Here is a 20,256-nt window from a genome sequence, read left to right on the forward strand (position 1 = left end):
GAGCCTTACCTAGCGTTGTTGCGGGTTTAGCTGATTCTCCAGTTATTGCAGTTCCGACCAGCATCGGCTACGGTGCCAGTTTTGGCGGACTTGCTCCTCTTTTAACCATGCTCAATTCTTGTGCGCCGGGAGTAGGTGTTGTGAATATTGATAACGGTTTTGGTGCGGCAATTCTGGCGGGTCAAATTCTGCGGACGGCGCAGAAGTTATCCAGGAAATAATGGGGGTGAGGGGGAGATGGGGGAGATGGGGGAAATGCTGCTTTTTAGGTAAAAGTGCAAGGTTTTTGACCGAAGAGACACCAAAACAAAAGCACTTATTGGGTAAAAAAATGGCTTTCCACCCTTGTGTGGTATACAATCTAAACTCATGCAGCAAGCCCTAATTATAAAATTCGTTTCAGTAACTTTGGAGTAAACTGTATAATAAGCTACAATTTACTGGATCAGGAACGTTGATCTGACATTCATTGAAGTCCTGAATTGCTTTTCCCTACGGGGGTTTAATGGTAGATTATGTTTCGTGTACAGGGGAAAGATGGATACCAAGTTACCAAGCCCCTACCGTATCCCGTGTAAGGGGGCAATTCCTCCCCATACATAAATGACAGGGGTTTCCATTCGCCCCCTTACTAACCCTGATTTTTGATGAACCCATACCCTGTGATCTGTTCCCACACCGGATAAATCCTGATGGATGCCATCACTATATTATTATTGATTAGTGGATTTGTTTTATTAATTGTCGGAGCCGAAATTCTGGTACGGGGAGCATCCCAATTAGCTGTAGCGGCTGGACTTTCACCCCTAGTTGTCGGATTAACGGTTGTTGCTTATGGCACCAGCGCTCCGGAATTAGCTGTATCTGTACAATCTAGCTATGCTGGACAAGCCGATATTGCCATTGGTAATGTTGTCGGTAGCAACATTGCTAATATCTTGCTGATTCTGGGCAGTTCCGCCGCCATTGCTCCGCTGATTGTCTCACGACAGTTGGTGCGACTGGATGCGCCTTTGATGACTGGACTATCGTTACTGGTGTGGTTAATGGGGTGGGATGGTATACTGAGTCGGGGGGATGGGATTTTCTTGGTTATGGGAGCGATCGCTTACACCATATTTACCCTGTACCAAGGGCGTCTAGAAAGCCAAGCCCAGGAAGGCGCATCAGAAAGCAATAATCAGCCCTCTCGCCGAGGGATATATCAGATCTTACTCAACCTCGGATTAATTATTGTCGGCATCGGAATGTTGGTAGTGGGGTCAAACTACCTGATTAAGGGTTCTGTAGATGTCGCCCAAGCATTTGGGATAAGCGAATTGATTATCGGCTTAACCATTGTTGCTGCTGGAACTTCGCTACCAGAAATTGCCACGTCAGTTGCTGCGGGTATTCGAGGTGAACGGGATATTGCAGTTGGTAATGCAGTTGGCAGTAATATTTTTAATCTCCTATTGGTGTTAGGAGTGTGTAGTATGGTTGCGCCTGACGGCATAGCTGTATCAATGCCTGCTTTAAATTTTGACATTCCTGTGATGATTGCTGTCGCTGTCGCTTGCTTGCCAATTTTCTTTACTGGCTATTGTATTGCTCGCTGGGAGGGTATTCTGTTTCTGGCATACTATGTCGCTTATACGATGTATTTGTTTCTTAACGCCACTGAACATGAAGCGTTAGAAGAATTTAGCGCGATCATGCTCCTGTTTGTTATGCCGTTGACTCTCATAACACTGGTTATTCTAGCGATTCGTTCCTTCCGCAAAACTTGATGCTTAATAGGGGAAGTGTTGAGTGTGTAGGGGCGGGTTTAGGGACTTTCTGCTTGACTATTGATAGTAACACTTGTGCAAAACCCGCCCTGACTAAGTGTTGAATTTTGACCCTTCATGATCTTCGAGGACATGGTTTTGCTGATCTCCTCTGCTCCCAGACGTAGCATGCTACGTCTCTACCCTGCTCCGCCGCACTGCACTAGCTGCGCCAATCCGGGAATTTACCCTGAAGACAAGCCGCGATTTCCGGTGTCCACTGTTCTTCTAAGGTCATTAGCCATGCCTCGAACTTATCATCTTTAGCTAAGTGTACAGTCTGGTATTGTAATTTAAGGAATGCTTTTTGAGTTTGGGTCAATTTGGAGGATGGGGATTGATGCAATTTTGAAGACATAACTGGAATCAGACCTACTCAACCATTAGGTCAATTGTCATCCGCCATAAGGCTGATCGAAAACAGCATTTTTACGGATTTTTCCAGAACTTTTGTGGAGGAGTTTACAGAATTGTTGATAGGTAGAATCTCGCCACCTGTTCAACTTAACGTTTACTGTCAAGGTCAAGGCTTTCCGATTCTCTGCCTGCATGGTCATCCGGGATCGGGGCGTTGTATGTCGGTTTTTACCGACCACCTATCTCAACGATTCCAAACCTTGTCTCCTGACTTGCGAGGATATGGTCGCAGTCGTACCGTAGAAGGATTTCAGATGAGTGACCACCTAATAGATTTGGAGGATTTACTTAATCGCTTCCAGATCAATCGTTGTTTGGTACTCGGCTGGTCTCTGGGTGGCATTCTCGCCATGGAATTAGCGCTAAGGTTACCTGAGAGAGTTAGTGGTTTAATTTTAATCGCCACCGCCGCACGACCCAGAGGGAACCATCCGGCGATCGCGTGGCCGGATAATCTCTATACCGGGATCGCCTCTATTTTGAATCGCGTCTCTCCAGGATGGCGGTGGAACATTGAAACCTTTGGGGTGCGATCGCTCTATCGCTATCTCATCCAAAACCATAGTGCAACAGCTTACCAGTATTTGGCAGAGGAAGCCTTTTCCGCCTATCTCCAAACCTCTAAGGCGGCGACTGATGCCCTTAACCAAGCATTGAAAGCAAGATACAATAGACTGGCTGACCTAGAACAAATTCAATGTCCCTGTCTGGTATTAGCGGCAGAAGCGGATCGCCACATTACCGCTCAATCGAGTCAAGAAACGGCTCAACAGCTAAGAGAATCTGAGTGGCGTTGTTATCCTCATACAGCTCACCTGTTTCCTTGGGAAATTCCCGATCAGGTACTCAGTGATATTGATGATTGGATTCAACGCCACACTCAAGTTGTTGATCTCAAGGGGTGAAAAGAACCTTAAAAAAGGGATCGGGTATATATTTCTCCCCCAGCTTCCTCAGCTTCCCAACACCTGACACGACGTTCTAGGAAAGGTTTCCACTGAACACTGGTATTTTTGCACTAACCCTTAACTCTTCCGACTCTTCGTCAAAAAGCGTCAGGTTAGTCGGTTTGCAGCGCATGACATTTACAGAAATCCCTTGAGCGCCTTCATTTTCTAGATCTTCAATATATCCGCCTTGAGCAGATTCGGCTTCCTGTTTGCTGGAGAATGGACCGAAATAGTAGGTGCATTGGGGATCATCTGTGACAATTTCTACCCAAAACGCCAAGCCTAAAAATTGGAGACTGTTGATCAAAAGTTCTTTCATGCTCTTTACCTAGTCGATGGGATGCTATGTGGTCTTGTTAATTTGCAGTTGTTTACATTTTGTTATACTACTTTACGTTTCCTTTTTCCAAGAATTTTTGCTGAGATCATCAAGATACAGGGGATTGACCCAACGCTGACGATAGGTTTCATACAAGGTCATGGCGGCGGCGACAGAAGCGTTGAGGCTAGGAGTCTTGCCATACAGGGGAATCGAAACCAATACATCACAGCAGCGTTGAGTCAAGACACTTAGACCGCTACCTTCTGAACCAATAACCAATACTATCGACCCGCTTAAGTCAACGGTGTGTAGTAGTTTACCAGCGTCAGCACAAGTCCCATAAATCCAAAACCCAGCGGTTTTCAGTTCCTCTAAGGCACGACTCAGATTGACCACTCTGGCAATGGGCAAGGTTTCTAATGCGCCGGCTGCTACTTTCAGCACGGTTGAGGTAACGCCTACGGCTCGTCGTTGGGGAATCACTAAACCTTGAGCGCCCAAGGCTTCCGCAGTACGAATAATAGCACCTAAATTATGGGGATCAGTAATCCCATCACAAACGACGATCACGGGATTTTGGCTTGTGGATTTGGCCGCTTGAATCAAATCACCTAACTCCTTGTAGGAGTAAGGCGCAACTTGAGCCGCCACACCTTGATGATTGGCGCCTTCAGTAATTTGGCTGAGGCGTCGCGGATCAACTTCATCAATAACTGTACCGTTGGCTTTAGCTTGCAGTAGTAATGAGTGAAAGCGGTGATCGTAGCGTAACTGCGGTAGAATCCACACCCGATTAAGCTGACGTTGGTTTTCCAGGGCGGCTAGGACAGGGTGACGTCCATAGAGTAAGTCAACATCTTCTGACAAATTGGACTCAGATTCCGTTGGTTCTGGCGGCGACGGTTGGGGCTCACAGCGACGTTTGAGAACAGGTTTATCGGGGAAGCGTTGATCCCTAGGAAATTTACCTTTCGAGCAGGGACGGCGTTGGTCACGTTGAAACTTGCCTCGCTTTGGCTTGCTAGAAGTGTGAGAGCGGCGATCTTGATTAGCCATAATTTAATTAAAGTGTGCTGATGATTTAAGGGGTATCGAGTTTCAAATACGCCAATAACTGAGTCAAACGTTGGGGATCAGTTAGATACAGATATCCCAGTAATGTTTCTAAGCTGGTGGCTTGTTGATAGATTTTGCGATTGAGGCGTCGTGACGTTCCAGTCGCTGCATTTCGTCCACGTCGCAATAGTGCTAATTCGGGTTCAGTTAGATAAGGTTCGAGCGATCGCAGCATATTCGCTTGACTTTCGGCGCGGACTTGAGCCACTACTTGATCATGATAATCACATAAACGTTTAGGGGGAAGTAAATAGTGACTGCGGATATAGAGTTCATACACAGCATCTCCCAGATAAGCCAACGCCGCCGGTGAGATCTGTTGGATTTGGCATTGGGGATCGGCAGCAGCATTCAATTGCCGAAATCGGGCTTCTGTCCCCCAAAGGGCTGAGTTATTATCTGTGCTGTTTGCCGTCTCTTCCTGCTGCTCCATGTAAGTTAGACGAAATCAAGGGCAGTTTAAATGCCCGCCCCTATTTTATCGTAAAAGGCTCCAGGGCAAATAACGATAAATCCCCTGCCAGACTGTCAGGGGATGAGTGCCACAGTTTTCTTGGTCAATTATTTTTTGACGTTCTTCAAGGCTTCGTCAACCGATGGTTGAAGTGAGAGAAATTTTTCTAGACGCACTAGCTTCACCGTTTGAGTCACACGGGCATTGGTGACAATTTGCAATTTTCCCTCAGCTGTTTGAGCCTTTTTCGCTATACGCACTAAAGCTCCTAAGCCCGAACTATCCACAAAATCGATCTTTGAGAGATCCAAAATAATATTTTTCGGTCCCTCATCGACAGATTTACCAATCACCTTCGCAAACGTTGGTTCTGAGAAGGCATCTAACAATCCAGTCAGACGGAAAAGTTGATAATTGCTTTTGACCTCACGAGTCCCTCTTAAGCTGACTGTCAGGTTGAGTTGCTCAGGAATAACACCCTCCTAGCTGTACTTAACTAAACGATTCAACATGGGTTGGTGATTTATCAGCGATTAAGCTATTCGATAGTATAGCGAGAAGTTTACGGATCATCCACATCTAGTCGGATGGGCGTGGAAATAACCCACCTTCTACCCCTTGCCTTCTATCTTCAAGTAGGGGCTTTGTGCGATCGCATGGATTCGACAAACTGATCAAACAAGTAGTCGGCATCATGAGGACCCGGACTCGCTTCTGGATGGTATTGCACCGAGAAAAATGGTAGCGTCTTATGACGCAATCCTGCCACAGTCCGGTCATTCAGGTTGAGGTGCGTAATTTCCACATCTGCCCCTAAGGACTCAGAATTGATGGCAAATCCATGGTTTTGGCTGGTAATTTCTACCCGTTGCTTTAACCCAGCCGGGTGATTTAACCCACGATGTCCAAATTTTAGCTTAAAGGTTTCAGCACCCAGAGAAAGACCCAATATCTGGTGTCCCATGCAGATGCCAAACAGGGGTTTTTCTTGTGCTAACAAGGCTTTAGTCGTTTCAATCCCGTCCCTCACCGCCGCGGGATCACCCGGTCCGTTGGAGAGGAAAATTCCATCGGGGTTGTACTTGAGAATGTCTTCTGGGGACGTATTCGCTGGCACCACGATCACGCGACAACCATAGCTGGCTAAACGCCGCAGAATGTTGCGTTTGATGCCAAAATCGATCGCCACTACGGTTAAGGGTTCACCCGCCGCCGATTCTGCCGAGGGACGAAACTCCCAATGATTATCCGTAGTTTCAGACCACTCGTAAACCGCTTTTGTGGTCACTTCCTGCACCAGATTTAACCCCGCCATACTCGGCGCGGCTTGCACTTGCTGTAGCAATTGGCCCGGATCAAGAATTTCTGTGGAAATACCGCCATTCATCGCCCCGGTTGAGCGCAGTTTGCGAGTCAGCGCCCTGGTATCAATCCCATAAATTCCGGGAATCTTGTGTTCCTTGAGGTAGTCGGGCAAAGACTGGGTTGAGCGCCAATTACTGGGACGCCAACAAATGTTCCGGGCGATCGCACCCCGGATCTGAGGATGGGCGGATTCTTCATCCTCTGGGTTAACTCCCGTGTTTCCCAGTTCGGGATAGGTAAAGGTGACAATCTGACCACAATAGCTGGGATCGGTTGCCACTTCTTGATACCCCGTCATGGCGGTGTTAAAGACAACTTCTCCAATCGCCGTACCTGAAGCACCGAAAGACCAACCCTGGTAGGATGTTCCATCCGCTAGTACCAGAAGCGCTGGTGTAGCTGCTGAAATAGGCATAAGCAGTGTGTTGTTAATGGTTGGTTGATTTTTATTCTAAGAGTACAATAACTCGAACAGACTGCTATACGCTGGATTGACTTTCCTGATCTCTATCCCTCTGCTGACCTGCCCTGTAGAGGCGACAAAATAAGTAGGTGTCCACAGTGCGGGTAGTTTTTTCAGGTCTGGAAATTCTCTTCTCAGGTGATGACAAACACAAAATGATAGTTGATCGAATAGACTGAATTGGCTGTCCTTCTGTACTCGTAATCTTCTTTAGAAAGTTTTGCCATCTTCCGGAAAGCTGTTGCTAAATACCGTTGCAGCTACTATACTCAACAAAAGAAGGAGGTGATGCAAACTGTATCGAACTATCCCAATTAAAGCTAAGTTTACGGATGAAGAAAAAGCGTACTGGATAGATCAATGCCAAAATGCCAATAGTCTAATTAATTGTGCAATTTATCACACCAGGCAGACTCATTATCAGTGGAGGGAAAAACAGCCCAACGCTCTGGCTTTTTATTGGCTCGGCGATGAGTTTCGGTGTGGCTGGAAGCTTTACAGGTGTCGCACGACTTACCCTGAGCTAGACAAGCAGCTCAAACTTAACCCGCATTATCAAGCACTAGCTGCTCAATCTGCACAGCAAACGCTGAAGTCTGTAGGTGGGTCAATCAAAAGTTATAACGGCTTGGTTAACGCCTATTATCAGGGGGATGTTAATCGTCCATCCTTGCCTAAGTACAGGAAAAAAGGCGGCTTGGCGGCGGTAACTTTTCCCAGACAAGCTCTAACCTACAAAGATGGATGTTTTCGCCCATCTATTAGCAAAGAATCCAAGCCTGAATTAATTACTCAGATTGAGTTGCCATTGCCGGAGTTCATTGATTCAGATTGGATCAAACAAGTGACGGTTCGCCCCTGGCTTGGTGAGTTTTGGATTGATTGGGTGATAGACGACGGGAAAGACCCCATCAAAGTCAACCCCAGTCTGGATTATTCCCAAGCCTGGGGATTTGACCACGGTGGCACTAATTGGTTAACCGGGGTATCAACCCAAGGGAAGAGTCTGATCATTGATGGGCACAAGCTCAAGTCAATGAATCAGGGGTATTGCCGCTTAGTAGCTAAGTACAAGCAGGGCAAGTCCGAATTCTATTGGGATGGCAACTTAGACCGAGTGCAACGCAAGCGAAATAGCCAGATGAGGGACGCCATCAATAAGGCAGCACGATTTATCGTTAATCGGTGCTTGGCTGACGGGATCGGTAATCTGGTTATCGGCTGGAATGAGGGTCAGAAAAACAGTCCCCAGATGGGTAAACGTGGGAACCAAAACTTCATGCCCATCCCCACAGGCAGACTGATTAAACGTCTCAAGCAGCTTGCAGGAGAATATGGGATTGTATTAACCCTGACCGAGGAGGCGCATACAAGCCAAGCATCATTCTTAGATGGTGATTCATTACCGAAGCACGGTGAAAAACCCGTAGGATGGACGCCATCGGGGACGAGAGTGAAACGTGGTTTGTATAGAGCATCTAGCGGTCAGTTAATCAATGCTGACTGTAATGGGGCAGCAAACATAATCAAAAAAGTAGCCACACAGCTAGGGGTAGACCTAGCCAAGGTGGGTAAGGGTAGCTTGGCACTGCCGAAACGGTATGACCTGTTTACTAATCTGAAACGATCATATCGTGAGAAATGTGAAGCCTCGCGTCTTAAGACTGAGGCGTAACATCAGCTCAGAATCCACTCTCTTTTAAGGAGTGGAGATGTCAATATCCCATGGCAATGGAAATACTGGCGAGGATTGGTGGCAGCGATCGTGAAAATTCCCCCGACTGGATCAGCCTGGGGGAAGGAAGCTATGAGGAAATTTGAAGGGAAACAAGCATTACTGGGGCGTCGATTTCACCTGGATGGTTGAAATGCTAACCGCCTTCACCGTAATGCCACCTACACCAAACGGTAATGAATGGATGAAGGTTATTAGAGTGTGACTTTTATAATCGTGGATTGCCCACCGCCTGAGCAAGATCAGTTGTCGTCTGCCTTCGGAGCAGCAAAATTGATCTTGATTTTTTAGCGTTTAAATGGTAATAGAAAAATACGAAAGCGTTCGTTCATAATGAAAGATAAATTGCTCAAGAGCTGTTTGAGCCTATGTTATCTTGCGATCGCGTCGTCATTGTCTTTCTTTCTGGCACCTTAGCCTTAACCACAGGTGCTTGTAGTCGTGTAGAGTCCTCAGGGCGTCTGGAAGACTCCTCTCAACCAATTGTTACTTCGAGTGCGCCGAGTGTTTCTCCTCAACCTAGTACTAAACAGTTGAGGTAATTTTGTCAGGTCTACATTGCCACCGCTAATGCCAGACTAAGAGTTTTCCTTCCTCAGAAATCTATGGACTAACTTCGCTAATTAAGACGAGCCGTCCTCCTGCCAAGAAATCACCCTGACGTTGTATAAGGTTTCGATCCAAACCTTAGCACCACATCTGGGACTATCAGGACGATACACAACCCGGCATCCTCCGGGTATTTCCACCTCATGTCCATAGACATTCCTATTGCTGGTTTGGGGTGCTTGTTCCTTTCCGCCATTCTGCGGCGCTCTGTCGCACCACTTCTTCACCGTAATCACCGGCTGGTGTTCCTGGTATTTTTGATTGTGTCGAATTCTGTGCGAATTAACGTGAATGATCGTTTTCGCTGGTTTTCTGGGATTGAGCCAACGCGGAGCCGGACCTCTTTTACCTGGCTTAATCCAAGGTTTGCCATTAAATAGAGGCATTAACCACATCTTCCCCGTCTTGTAAGCGCCTTCGACTCTGCCGGCAATGAGCAGGACTCGCAGTCGAGCCGTGGAGATATTTAAAATTTCAGCCGCTTGGGTTGTACCAACAATCATAGTAACTATAACGATAGCGTAATAGTTTTGAGTAAGATAATTGCAATCCAGTTTACCAGCCCACAGTCAGGAATACCCGCCACCCGATCGCCAAAGTTAATAAAACATAACAATGGCGCGATCGCATCTGTCCATAATCCACAACCCAAACGGCACAATCACACTTTTGTAGATCCCAAGGTAATGTGAACGGAGGCGGTGTCGGTGGTGGATAGTGGCTTGAGCGAAAGGTGAGTAATGGTCTTTTGCCCTCAGCCTTTTTTTGCTTAGTTTTCGGTTTTAGGTTCAAAAGTAACAATCATTTCAAAACTATGAGTAGATGGGTTGTCTTGGGTCACAGTTCCGCCGATACCTTGCACTGAATTTAAAATAGCTAAAGCGGTTTGGGTATCGGGTGCAGGTTCTGGTGTGTCTGGGGTGGTATTTTCGATAAAACCATTCACCACAGTCATCGCTTTATCCATATCCAGATAAAAGTAACCGCTGTTAGATTCAGGTAAAGCTTCTGTTACTCTAGTAAACGACTCACTCTGATCCAGAGACGGTTCAGTATTCGCCAGCATTGTTTCTACTATTGGTTCGCCAATAGCGATAAACAGTGAATTCTGGTTTAGCCAACCATGTCCTAACCAGGTTCCTTGTCCCGGAATTGTCCACTCGGTAACCGATTGTCCTTGAACTGTTGTGGGTGAGACTTGAATGGTATTCTGTTGGGCGAGTCTATCAAGTTTGGTTAACGTAGCTTGGGCGGTGGCGCGATCGCTGGTTTGAAAGACGATCACTCCACCAAAGCCGATGGGGGCGAGTATCCCTTCGGTGGAAGGAATCACACCGATGGCAAATTCCCCATCCATCCAGCCAAAGATATCCTGATCCACATCTAAATTGATGCTATTGGCGGCACTTCTGAGGCTGTTGAGTCCTTGCTGTAATTGGGGATCGGTTTGGGCGGATCGGCTCATTGTTTCCCATCCCTGACTAATTCCATTTCCGGTTAACAGCATCATCGTTGAAGCGGGAAATTGACTGATAATTTGACCGGGATTGGGCTGAAATTCGACTTGAATTTCCGAAGGTTCAACATTGGCGATGGTTTTCAGGCGGATTCCCATGTCATCAATCCCCATTCCCATTTTGACTGACTTAAACGCTTGTAACTGTTCTAAGGTGGCGGGGGGTAAGGGTGCAACCTCTGGATTATTGGCAACCATCTCTTGCACAAAGGCAGTATAGTCAGGGATATAAAACTTGGCAACGGGGTTGAGCAGATCCATATCCTGGGAGAATAGTTTGGCAATATTCCCTTCGCTAGCCAGAGACGGTTCGCCCTTATAGCTGTCAATCGCTAATTGTACAGGTTTCAATTCTTCAGATATGACCAAATGCTGTCTCAACACCACTGAATAGAAGGTTTGCCCCTCGTCAATTGTCTCCACAATCGTCAACCCGTTATAGTCAATTTCCTCAGTTTTTCCCAGTTTTTCCTCAGTTTTCAACTGGTTGGCAAATTTTAACAGACTAAACTTATTTTTAATGGTAATAACTGTCAACAGATTGGAGTCGTCCACAGCTTCTGGAGAAGGAGTTGGTAAAACGGCGACCATTACATTCCCCAACCACGGTTTTAAATCTTCCTCGTAACTAATTTGGGAATCCTTAAAGGTTTCTGCTTGTAAATTTTCCAGACTTTGATTCACTAACGTTTGCAGTTCGGGCGTCCCAAACTGCTGTAACTGCATCCAGGGTTTAGGGTTAGTGGAAATAAAGCCAACCATCACGGCTTCATCGGGGATAACTTTAGCACTGGCGGCTGGGGTGTCGGCTACTCCCCAAAAACCTTTGGCGTAGAGATAGGCTGCGCCACCCCCTACCAAGACTAGAGTTGTGCCAATTACCAGAAACTTTTTAAAGGACATTTGAAATGTCTCCTAACTTGAATAAATGCTTTATTTATGTCCAGGTACTTATATTTCATTTTAGCAGGATTTATAACAAGACAGGCTTACTGTAAATAGGACTATAGCTTGACACGATATGAACAGAGGGTTGAGTAAGCCGCAGGGTTAGGGCTAGCCGAACTTGACCACTGGTATTGCGAATCGAACGATGCATGAGTTGATCTGTAAATAAAACAAATTCTCCAGGACGCAAAACCACAGGAACGGCTTGCTGTTCTAAGTCTTCTGGCAAATCAAACAAGCGATTGCCACTAAACGGGTCTTTTATTTTCACAGAGACATCCGGAGTGAGTTGAAGATTAGGGATATACTCAAACCCATTCCATTCATTAACCTCTGTTAGCGCAATATAAACATTAATAGTTTTGCCTTCTCCTTGAAGCAGATTAGGATAGGAGTCTTGATGCCAAAATGGAATCAGTTGTTGCGAAGGATAATTAACCCAAATTTCAGAACGCCACAACAATAACTCTTCACCCAAATACTCTTTTAACTTCTGTCGTAAATTTTTATCCTGGCAGATCGACCAAACAGCATCCGAATCAAGGTGTCTTTCCATGTGAAACTCTTTCTTGCGGAATTGGTTTAATAGCAAAAAAATAGATCCAAATCTGAACATAAATAAAAACTTTGCACGATCATAAAAATGATTTTTTATCGGTGGTTTTGGTAACACATCTTCAATAATTGTCTTGGTAATCGAGTCAAGTTCAGTGGGACTCAAGGCAAGAGAATAGGGTTCTAAAACTCCAGCAGTAGTATTAGAGTTGGGGGTTGTCGTCAGACGGTATCGGTTATACCCTGTCCACAAACAACTCCGTTCCCACAACTGTTGCGCCAGTTCAGTATCTTGTGCCAGATCAGGAAGTTCGATTTCGTTCTGTTTGTAATCAAAAAACTTACCTTTCACATCGGCAAAAGCCGCAGATGTTGCACAAGTAAGCAAACCTGAAGCACTTTCCTGAGGTGAAATACCTATGCCTAAATACTTGCTTAAGCGATGTCCTAAGGTTATATTAGACTGCACAAATCCGGGATGAATCGCATTAACCGTTACGTTGGTATTCTCTAAGCGCCGTGACAGTTCTTGAGTCAGTATCAATAAGCACAATTTTGATACGGCATACAGTTCTATAAAATTCAAGGGTGTCTTCCTGACAAAACGCTCCCATTTGATAGAAGTGGGGCGTAATGCTAAGTCAGAAGCCACCATGACAATTTGACTGGGTGCTGAATGTTGAAGCGTTTCCAATAGCAAATTTGTCAATAAAAAGTGACCCAGATAGTTAATTCCCCAAATGAGTTCAAACCCTTCTTGAGTTGTGCCTCTTGTGTTGAAGACACCCGCATTATTCACTAATAGATGCAGCGGAAGCTGTCTGTCCTGAAACAGTTTCACATATCGGCGAACTGAATCAAGTGATGCTAAATCAAGTGGCAGAAACTCAACGTTTAGATTTCCGGTGGAGGAGCGAATATAATTTACAGCTTTCTCGGCTTTGCTTGCACAGCGACAGGCGATAAATACATGATGACCGAATTGGGCGAGACCAAAAGCAGTCATCAAGCCTACACCTGAATTACCACCGGTGACAATGCAGACCTTCTGATTCTTATAGGGATTCATATTAATTTGGATAATTCTTGGATATCCTGAATCGGTTGCAGTCCACTATTTTTATTAGCAATAAATACACGGGTAAATTCAGCATCAATATCCCGTTGGGCGATCGCCTCTGCGCCTTCAACCTGCGATCGCGCCTGTACCCCGGTTAATCCGCCAAACCAGACGAGATCCAGATCCCCTACCCGAAACGCTGTCACCGCCGCTGCATAGTCGGTTACAGGTTTATATTCGACGGGTACACCTAACTCCGTTTCCAGGTAATTCGCTAACTTGTCATACAGCCGTTGCAAGTTTTCCGGATCTTGATCGGGAATCGCCCCGGCGATTAACGGTTCAACGGTTGTCTGATTCCCCGTCGAGGAGGCGGAATCAGACGCCGGCGAACAAGCCACTAGGGGAGATAGCACAAACAGCAGCAACCCCGATACTAAAACGTTTTTTAACGATGCCATAGGCTGATCTATAAACTTTTTACTCAAAACAAATTTTAACAGCAAGAGTGTCGGGGCATGGTGTACGGTGTGCGATCGCGCTTCCGATGCTGGTAGATTGGGTTTGTAGTAGGGGATGCGAGCCCCTAATTGTATGGGTTTCTTTTGCGTAATGCTAATCCATCTTGCTTAGATATGCTACGCCACTACTGAGGTAACCCAACTAAAATTGTTGAATAGATTTTACCGTTAAATCGGGCACACGTCGGTGCGCCCCTACCCAGTGGATATGCACCCCCGCCATTGTAAGCTGTCATGCATTTAAATATGGGTATTAGTAGCGAGCAAGATGCTTGATGTAGCGAGCAAGATGCTTGATGTAGCGAGCAAGATGCAAAGCCTGCGGCATGGCTTCGCTTAACGCACTACGGCAAGGATTTCACCATTATTAACATTAAGGTTTAAATGCCGAACAGCTTAATGATACTTTCTTGTCATCAGATACCTGGTTAACTGCGCTGCTGACAATCCTTTTCATATAAGGTTTTCAAGAAAAACGGCAGATGATATTGAACATCACTACTTTTTTCGGCATAAAATCGCCCTATTTCCAAAGAAAGTTGATCTCGATAAACCTCAATCGGACGACTCCAATAAGTAGGGGGATGAAATTGGTTCCAGTATTCCTTCGCTTTTTTAATCGTCAATAAAGCAAAAATCAACTCCTGCTTCCGTTGCTCATCTGGGGCATTTTGAAACTGATTTCTCCAGGAATCTCGCAACTCATTCACTCCCTGACAATTTAATCCCGAACAGTAGCGAATACGTTCTGAGGCTCGTTGTAAGTTATCTCGTAAATTAGCATCATTACTGATTCCATCTGCCATATCAATATAAATTCTTTGCAGCAAAGCAGGATTATCTTTATAAATTGGAGTAGCTAAAAATTTATCAAATACAGGTTGGAGTTCGGGGAACAGAAAGTAAGACTCCTTATAGATAAACCCTGTCACCCAGATCCGATGATTTATTGCATTTTGAGGATTGACTTTGGCTTGTTCATACAAGTCCTGAAAAATTGTCTCTGTATCTGGAAACGGATAATCATCAATGGTTTTAAGTTGCAAATCTAAATCAACAATCGCAAACAGCTTTTCTGGACTTAAATAGGATTTAGCGCTATCTTTATCGTGTAACTGTAATAAAGTGGAGTAAGTATTGAGTACATCTGTGCGATCGCCACAATTAAAAAATACAGGTCGATGCTCGTGCCACCACTTAGGAACACAGGCACTATAAAAGTTAGCATCTGGCATTTCCTCCATTCTTCCATAAGATTGAGGTGATGGTCTACCCTCCAGATCCCAGACACCCCCTTTACCTTCACAGAGAACAACTATTTTATTCCGGATTCTGCGAGAATTAAGAATTATTTCACAGTGTCGTTGTAACTGTTCTGGACTAAAACTCATGTCTAGTTTTCAGGGGCTTGCTTGATAAGTTTCGGTTCTATTTCTTTAACATGGGCAGGAGTCAGGGCTTGGCAGAGTTCGTAGGAGTGGGTTGCCAGAATATATTGATTATTCGGCGCCCATTCTTGTAAATCTTGAATAATTTGATATTGCCAATCGGGGTGAAATGCGATTTCTATTTCATCCATTAATACAATAGCATCTTCTATATTATGATGTTTGAGCCACATATAAATGCTTAACCGTTTTAACTCTCCATGGCTAAGGTCTTCGGGAGAGAGTTTGATAGTCTCACCATTTCTATCTAGTGTGAAGTTCACTCCATTAAAGTCTTTATCTATATTGATCTTTTTATTAAATAACATCTGGTTTAACTCATTTTTAAGTCTCTGATAATAATTGCCATACTCTCCTGTTTCTATCGCTTCTCTGAAATCGCGATCGCGAGCATCTTTAAAAGCTTGTATCAGAATGTCTACAGCCAGAAAATCATAAGTAAATAAATTCATGAGTTGAGATTTAGCAGCTTGAATTTGCGAATAATAATTATCAGACTCAATTGCTTGACTTTTAAACAATAAACTTCGCTTTTCTTGTTCCATAAAAAGAAACACTTGAGTTGAAGGGGCGGCAAGAAATGTTTTCTGTGATAAATGAATTAAAAATGTTTTGTTTTCAGAAATTTTATCGTCTATATCATCAATTTTAAATTCATTAAGTTTGATATTACAAAGTAAAACATTTTCGCTTTTTGTGTCTTTAATAGAAGTTTTATTCTTAAGAATAAATAGCAAATTTTCTTGTTTCATGTATTCTTTTATTCTGGGCAATACGGATTTATATTTTTCAATTAAACCACGATATAGATCTAGTCGTTTGGCGCATATACGAATAGCCTGCTCTATCGGGATTTTTTGCTTTTCTAACAAAGGAGTAACTATTTTGTTAGGAAAAATGCCCAGTTTTTGTAAGTCCATTAATATTTTTTTTGATTTGACAATTAATTCCGCTTCTTTATTGTTAAATAAATCGTCGTCGAATGTTGTTGCGATTGTCATTTTTATGTTATCTAAACTGTCAATCGCTTTTTCTAAGACGGAAATTTTAAAGCTTAAATCTTCTAAGTCTTCTGAAGCAGAGAATTTTAACCATGAATTGTCAATTAATTCTGGCTTATCATTTAATGACAAGCAACTTTTAATGTCAGAGTCTTGGCACACAAAAAACTCGATGCTTACAACTTTGTCCTTATCCCAAATATCAATGATAGCCAAAGTCCTCTTAGGAGAGTCTTCACGAAGATTGAATCCATATAGCAGATTTTGCAAAAAAGGTTTCTTTTCTGGATCAGTCGAGCAGTGAAGTAGAGTAAAAATTAATTGCAATAGTGTACTCTTACCACCACCATTTAGACTACCCAGAGGAAAAATCCTGGGAACAAAATCCTTTTCAAAGGTAATGTCAACATCCTTTAAAACCCGAAAATCAGGAACTCGAATTCGTTGCAGGTGCATAAAACACTCCTAATATTGACTTGATATCCTCGTTGGCTTCACAAGTGTTATTTTACTTTACCTACGCAAGATGAATGGAAACCGTAGGGGCGCACCGACGTGCGCCCGATTCAACCGATTTCAGTAGTGGCGTGGCACATCTTAGCAAGATGGATTAGCCTGATGCCCATGAAAGAAATTAGGGGCTGAAGCCCCTACTACGAACCCAACTAATCCCAAATTTTAGCTGGTGGGCAATGCCCACCCTACGGTGTATCACGGGTTTTAGAATAATGTGTTGGATTTCGCGATCGCTCCTGACCTACTTGAGCGTTTTGGGCTATCCTAGACTGGCTCCCCAGTAGTCTGCCGCGAGTTCAGGAGACGGCGCTAGTCCGCAGGTTGACGCGGACATGATAGAAGTCCATAAAAATCCAGAGGCTACAATGACTACCATGTAATGATTTTAGTGGTCATTCCTATTTTGCCCACCGTCCGCCTTCTTCACTCACATAGCCCACTTCTGGATTCATGAAGCCCTTACATTGCTCTCACGGTCACGAAAATCCCCCGAATAGTCGCTTTTGTCTCCACTGTGGTGAGAAACTGGAGCAAGCAGAAAATGGCAACAGGGAGTCGGGACTGGCTTTGGCGGGACGCTATCGGATTGTGCGGGAATTGGGACATGGCGGATTTGGACGCACCTATTTAGCCCAAGACTTGAATCGCTTCGGTGAAGCTTGTGTGTTAAAGGAATTCGCCCCCCAAGTGCAAGGGACGTTTGCCTTACAGAAAGCCTCAGAACTGTTTGAACGAGAAGCTGGGGTTCTCTATCAGCTGAAACATCCCCAAATTCCTCAGTTCCGAGAACTGCTGCGAGTGAAGCAGAATGGAGAAGGACGCCTGTTTTTAGTCCAAGACTATATTGCTGGACAAACTTGCCGCGCTATCCTAGAGGCACGCCGGAATCAGGGACTACGGTTTAACGAAACCGAAGTTCTCAAACTATTACGCCAAATTCTCCCAGTTTTGGACTATATCCACTCCCTCGGCGTGATTCATCGAGATATTTCCCCGGAGAATATTATCATCCGTCAACAGGATGGATTGCCTGTACTGATTGACTTTGGTGGGGTTAAGCAAATCGCGGCTACGGTAGCCTCTCAGGTGATGGCATCATCCCCAGCTACCGCTACGCGCTTAGGTAAAGTGGGTTATGCCCCCCACGAACAAATGCAAGGGGGGATTGTTTCTGCCAGTAGCGATTTGTACGCTTTAGGGGCAACAGTCTTGGTGTTACTCACCGGGAAAGAACCCTCTGAATTCATCGATCCCCAAACCTTAACCTGGGTTCGTAGTAGGCACTTTAGTGCCATTCCCCTTAGCCCTACTCTCAGCCATGTTCTCGAACAACTACTGCAACCCCATCCCCGTAATCGCCCTCAAAGTGCTAATCAAGTCTTACAAGCCCTGACATCTCAATCCCCCCAGATCGCATACTCCCCACCGCCGCCGCCATCACCCCAGACCCAAGCAACTGTCGCTGTTGCACCCGCTGGGATTGCACCGACGCCATCATCCCCCCCTACCCCTGTTGCCCAAAGGTCGGCGCCCAGTGGCAATAATAACGCCGCCTTAGGCTGGATAGGGAAATTGATCCTAGCACTAGGGTTAATTCTGGCAGCAGGTGGCTTTGGCTGGTGGGCGGGTAATCTCTGGATTGAGTCGCAACTGCGATCGCAACAACGGGAGGCTACACCCACACAGGAAGATTTTGAGAATCCCGTGATTTCACCGGAGGAGGATGATGAACCCGAACCCTCTTCGGACTTTTCCCAGGAAGAACAACAGCGCAAGCAAACCCTGCGACAGCGACGGATGAATCTGGGTATCGAGTATGACTTTTATGTCAGTTTAGTCGATCAAGCGTTTTGGAATGAGTATCCAGCCCAACGGGGATCTTCGTTAAGTACTGATCCAGACGAGGCCAGACTCAGAGAAGCCTGGGATAGAATCGCAGCAAATTTACTCACCCAGATCGAACAGCTTGATCTGAGTCCTCAAGCTAAGGCACAATTAGGCAGTTATGATCAAACGGATCGCGATCGCTGGAAAGCAAGAGTCAATCGCCTACGTGTGAGTAGTCGGACATTGTATGACATCGCTGATGCTAAGTTTTTCCGCGTCTTCCCTAAACAAGAAGGCGAAACTGGATCGGAATTTCTGGATCAACCCATGGGTCAAATCTGGCAAGCCACTGTTGCGGATAGCGTCAAGGCTTTGCAATCCAGAGAAGCTTTAGAACGGATTGTCTTTGAATCGGGTGATAGGAGTCAACAAATGAGTGGCACCCTCCAACCGGGAGAAGGTAAAGCCTTTACCGCCCAGCTATCAGCCGATCAGGTTATGGATGTGGATCTCTCCACCGCCGCCAATGCCTTATTCTCCATCTACAGTCCCACAGGTAATACAATCTTCCTGGAAGATTCGCGCGATCGCAGTTTCTCTGGGGAGTTACCGGAATCGGGGTTTTATGAGTTTGTTGTGGTATCTGACGCGGATGAACCGATTGATTATCAACTGGATATAACGGTTGAAAATCCTCCCGAATCGGCATTCTCAGTTGATGAATCTACAGAGGATTGATCTCCTCCCTCACTAATCTGCTTCATCTTTAGACCGAGAGGGAAAAGGCTTAATCAAAATTGGGGGTTTAGCAAAGCAAGGAAAATTAACCACATCGACTGGTGTCTGCTTCGAGGGATTAATATAGGGATCAACTACACCTGCAATTTGTAACGCGGCGGTAATTAGTTCTGAGCAAAATAGAGCTGAAAGATCCAGTTTATTTCCTAACCCCAACTTATTCAAAAGCATCAACCCTGCTTTTGCCGCTTGTAGTGTCGCGAAAGGTCTGCGTTCATTATAGGTTTGTCTCAACCACATCTGCATTTTGAGTAAGTTATCGGGAGGAATGGGTTCATTTAAGGGTAGCCACCAGGCTTTGCCCTTATACATATCTAACCGTCGAGAAAGCCAATTAACTTGGACTCCTTTAATCGCTTTTCTACCTATGGGATCTCGATCCGTCTGGGGGGCGGCTGATTCGATAATCAGGACACTTTTGCCAAATCCACCCCCCATCTCCACCTCAACCACCATGGCGACATGGGAGTAGGGAGATTGAGTTACCCACTGATTCACACGGGAAATGCAGATCCTACCGGAGAAAGCAATCAAGTCTCCAGTTTTCATGCGATCGCGAACAGCTTCATATTCCTTTATAGCACTTGGTTCTCTCACCATCTGTTTCAAAACTTACTTTTCTTGAATGTAACCTATTCCGGCAGGTTTGTTTAGCTGTAGTTTTATAGCAGTAGACACATCGATTAGGACTTTCCGAACTGTTGTAGAGACGTTCCGCCGGAACGTCTCTACTAAATGATGTGTCTTATCACCTTGGTAAAATATTCAACGTTATCAGCAATACGAATTAGAACCCCGACTTCTTCAAGAAATCGGGGTATTACTAG

General features: G+C 45.1%; 20 protein-coding genes and 2 pseudogenes. 6 read left to right on the forward strand and 16 right to left on the reverse strand.

Annotated features, from left to right (window positions below; all coding sequences use genetic code 11):
* Both ACLFWI_RS09625 and ACLFWI_RS09630 read left to right on the forward strand, forming a co-directional pair.
* Positions 1-221, forward strand: a 221-nt coding sequence (locus tag ACLFWI_RS09625) for an AIR carboxylase family protein (RefSeq protein ID WP_446412761.1), incomplete at its 5' end; no start/stop codon positions are given.
* Between the two features lie 471 nt (positions 222-692).
* Complete coding sequence (locus ACLFWI_RS09630) at positions 693-1,769, forward strand: calcium/sodium antiporter (protein ID WP_446412762.1); 1,077 nt, start codon at positions 693-695, stop codon at positions 1,767-1,769.
* 38 nt (positions 1,770-1,807) lie between these two features.
* Here the strand turns inward: ACLFWI_RS09630 and ACLFWI_RS09635 are convergent, their stop codons facing one another.
* Positions 1,808-1,939 (reverse strand): hypothetical protein, encoded by a 132-nt coding sequence (locus ACLFWI_RS09635; RefSeq protein WP_446412763.1) that lies wholly within the window; start codon positions 1,937-1,939, stop codon positions 1,808-1,810.
* 32 nt (positions 1,940-1,971) lie between these two features.
* Positions 1,972-2,166, reverse strand: a complete 195-nt coding sequence (locus tag ACLFWI_RS09640; RefSeq protein WP_446412764.1) for a hypothetical protein — start codon at positions 2,164-2,166, stop codon at positions 1,972-1,974.
* 94 nt (positions 2,167-2,260) lie between these two features.
* Between ACLFWI_RS09640 and ACLFWI_RS09645 the strand changes: the two genes are divergently transcribed.
* Positions 2,261-3,130 (forward strand): alpha/beta fold hydrolase, encoded by an 870-nt coding sequence (locus tag ACLFWI_RS09645; protein WP_446412765.1) that lies wholly within the window; start codon positions 2,261-2,263, stop codon positions 3,128-3,130.
* A gap of 76 nt (positions 3,131-3,206) precedes the next feature.
* Here ACLFWI_RS09645 and ACLFWI_RS09650 read toward each other — a convergent pair whose 3' ends face one another.
* The 6 genes and pseudogenes from ACLFWI_RS09650 to ACLFWI_RS09675 form a co-directional block, all read right to left on the reverse strand.
* A complete protein-coding gene (locus ACLFWI_RS09650; RefSeq protein WP_446412766.1) occupies positions 3,207-3,494 on the reverse strand; it encodes a DUF1816 domain-containing protein in 288 nt (95 codons plus the stop codon).
* Positions 3,495-3,566: 72 nt separating this feature from the next.
* A complete protein-coding gene (gene rlmB / locus ACLFWI_RS09655) occupies positions 3,567-4,553 on the reverse strand; it encodes a 23S rRNA (guanosine(2251)-2'-O)-methyltransferase RlmB (protein WP_446412767.1) in 987 nt (328 codons plus the stop codon).
* 25 nt (positions 4,554-4,578) lie between these two features.
* Positions 4,579-5,046 carry a Mini-ribonuclease 3 gene (locus ACLFWI_RS09660; RefSeq protein ID WP_446412768.1) on the reverse strand — a complete coding sequence of 156 codons (468 nt, stop codon included), beginning with the start codon at positions 5,044-5,046 and terminating at the stop codon, positions 4,579-4,581.
* A gap of 128 nt (positions 5,047-5,174) precedes the next feature.
* On the reverse strand, positions 5,175-5,540 hold the full coding sequence (locus tag ACLFWI_RS09665; RefSeq protein ID WP_446412779.1) for an STAS domain-containing protein: 366 nt from the start codon (positions 5,538-5,540) through the stop codon (positions 5,175-5,177).
* A gap of 158 nt (positions 5,541-5,698) precedes the next feature.
* On the reverse strand, positions 5,699-6,847 hold the full coding sequence (carA, locus tag ACLFWI_RS09670) for a glutamine-hydrolyzing carbamoyl-phosphate synthase small subunit (protein WP_446412769.1): 1,149 nt from the start codon (positions 6,845-6,847) through the stop codon (positions 5,699-5,701).
* A 36-nt stretch (positions 6,848-6,883) separates the two neighbouring features.
* Positions 6,884-7,122 (reverse strand): annotated as a pseudogene (locus tag ACLFWI_RS09675) (hypothetical protein).
* 68 nt (positions 7,123-7,190) lie between these two features.
* Here ACLFWI_RS09675 and ACLFWI_RS09680 point away from each other — a divergent pair.
* Positions 7,191-8,570: an RNA-guided endonuclease InsQ/TnpB family protein gene (locus ACLFWI_RS09680; protein WP_446406513.1), complete on the forward strand. Its 1,380-nt coding sequence runs from the start codon at positions 7,191-7,193 to the stop codon at positions 8,568-8,570.
* 428 nt (positions 8,571-8,998) lie between these two features.
* On the forward strand, positions 8,999-9,172 hold the full coding sequence (locus tag ACLFWI_RS09685) for a hypothetical protein (protein ID WP_446412770.1): 174 nt from the start codon (positions 8,999-9,001) through the stop codon (positions 9,170-9,172).
* Between the two features lie 81 nt (positions 9,173-9,253).
* On the opposite strand, the gene ACLFWI_RS09690 is transcribed toward ACLFWI_RS09685, so the two are convergent.
* From ACLFWI_RS09690 to ACLFWI_RS09720, 7 genes and pseudogenes are all read right to left on the reverse strand, one after another.
* On the reverse strand, positions 9,254-9,742 hold the full coding sequence (locus ACLFWI_RS09690) for a DNA-binding protein (protein WP_446412771.1): 489 nt from the start codon (positions 9,740-9,742) through the stop codon (positions 9,254-9,256).
* Between the two features lie 52 nt (positions 9,743-9,794).
* Positions 9,795-10,031 carry a hypothetical protein gene (locus tag ACLFWI_RS09695; protein ID WP_446412772.1) on the reverse strand — a complete coding sequence of 79 codons (237 nt, stop codon included), beginning with the start codon at positions 10,029-10,031 and terminating at the stop codon, positions 9,795-9,797.
* The gene (locus ACLFWI_RS09700; protein ID WP_446412773.1) at positions 10,009-11,658 is read right to left on the reverse strand and encodes a DUF3352 domain-containing protein; all 1,650 of its coding nucleotides are present in this window, start codon (positions 11,656-11,658) and stop codon (positions 10,009-10,011) included. The genes ACLFWI_RS09695 and ACLFWI_RS09700 overlap by 23 nt, the downstream gene beginning before the upstream one ends.
* 70 nt (positions 11,659-11,728) lie before the next feature.
* A complete protein-coding gene (locus tag ACLFWI_RS09705) occupies positions 11,729-13,327 on the reverse strand; it encodes an SDR family NAD(P)-dependent oxidoreductase (protein ID WP_446412774.1) in 1,599 nt (532 codons plus the stop codon).
* A 2-nt stretch (positions 13,328-13,329) separates the two neighbouring features.
* Positions 13,330-13,779: pseudogene (locus tag ACLFWI_RS09710) on the reverse strand (PhnD/SsuA/transferrin family substrate-binding protein); the annotation flags it as partial.
* 488 nt (positions 13,780-14,267) lie between these two features.
* Entirely contained in the window at positions 14,268-15,230 is a 963-nt protein-coding gene (locus ACLFWI_RS09715; protein WP_446412775.1) for a hypothetical protein, read from the reverse strand.
* 2 nt (positions 15,231-15,232) lie between these two features.
* Positions 15,233-16,744, reverse strand: coding sequence for an AAA family ATPase (locus tag ACLFWI_RS09720; protein WP_446412776.1), 1,512 nt, complete (start codon positions 16,742-16,744; stop codon positions 15,233-15,235).
* Positions 16,745-17,254: 510 nt separating this feature from the next.
* Between ACLFWI_RS09720 and ACLFWI_RS09725 the strand changes: the two genes are divergently transcribed.
* Entirely contained in the window at positions 17,255-19,369 is a 2,115-nt protein-coding gene (locus ACLFWI_RS09725; RefSeq protein ID WP_446412777.1) for a protein kinase domain-containing protein, read from the forward strand.
* Between the two features lie 12 nt (positions 19,370-19,381).
* On the opposite strand, the gene ACLFWI_RS09730 is transcribed toward ACLFWI_RS09725, so the two are convergent.
* The gene (locus ACLFWI_RS09730) at positions 19,382-20,029 is read right to left on the reverse strand and encodes a hypothetical protein (RefSeq protein WP_446412778.1); all 648 of its coding nucleotides are present in this window, start codon (positions 20,027-20,029) and stop codon (positions 19,382-19,384) included.
* Positions 20,030-20,256 lie beyond the last annotated feature (227 nt).

Origin of the sequence: Coleofasciculus sp., from assembly GCF_046539235.1 — a bacterium.
Taxonomy (GTDB): Bacteria; Cyanobacteriota; Cyanobacteriia; order Cyanobacteriales; family Coleofasciculaceae; genus Coleofasciculus.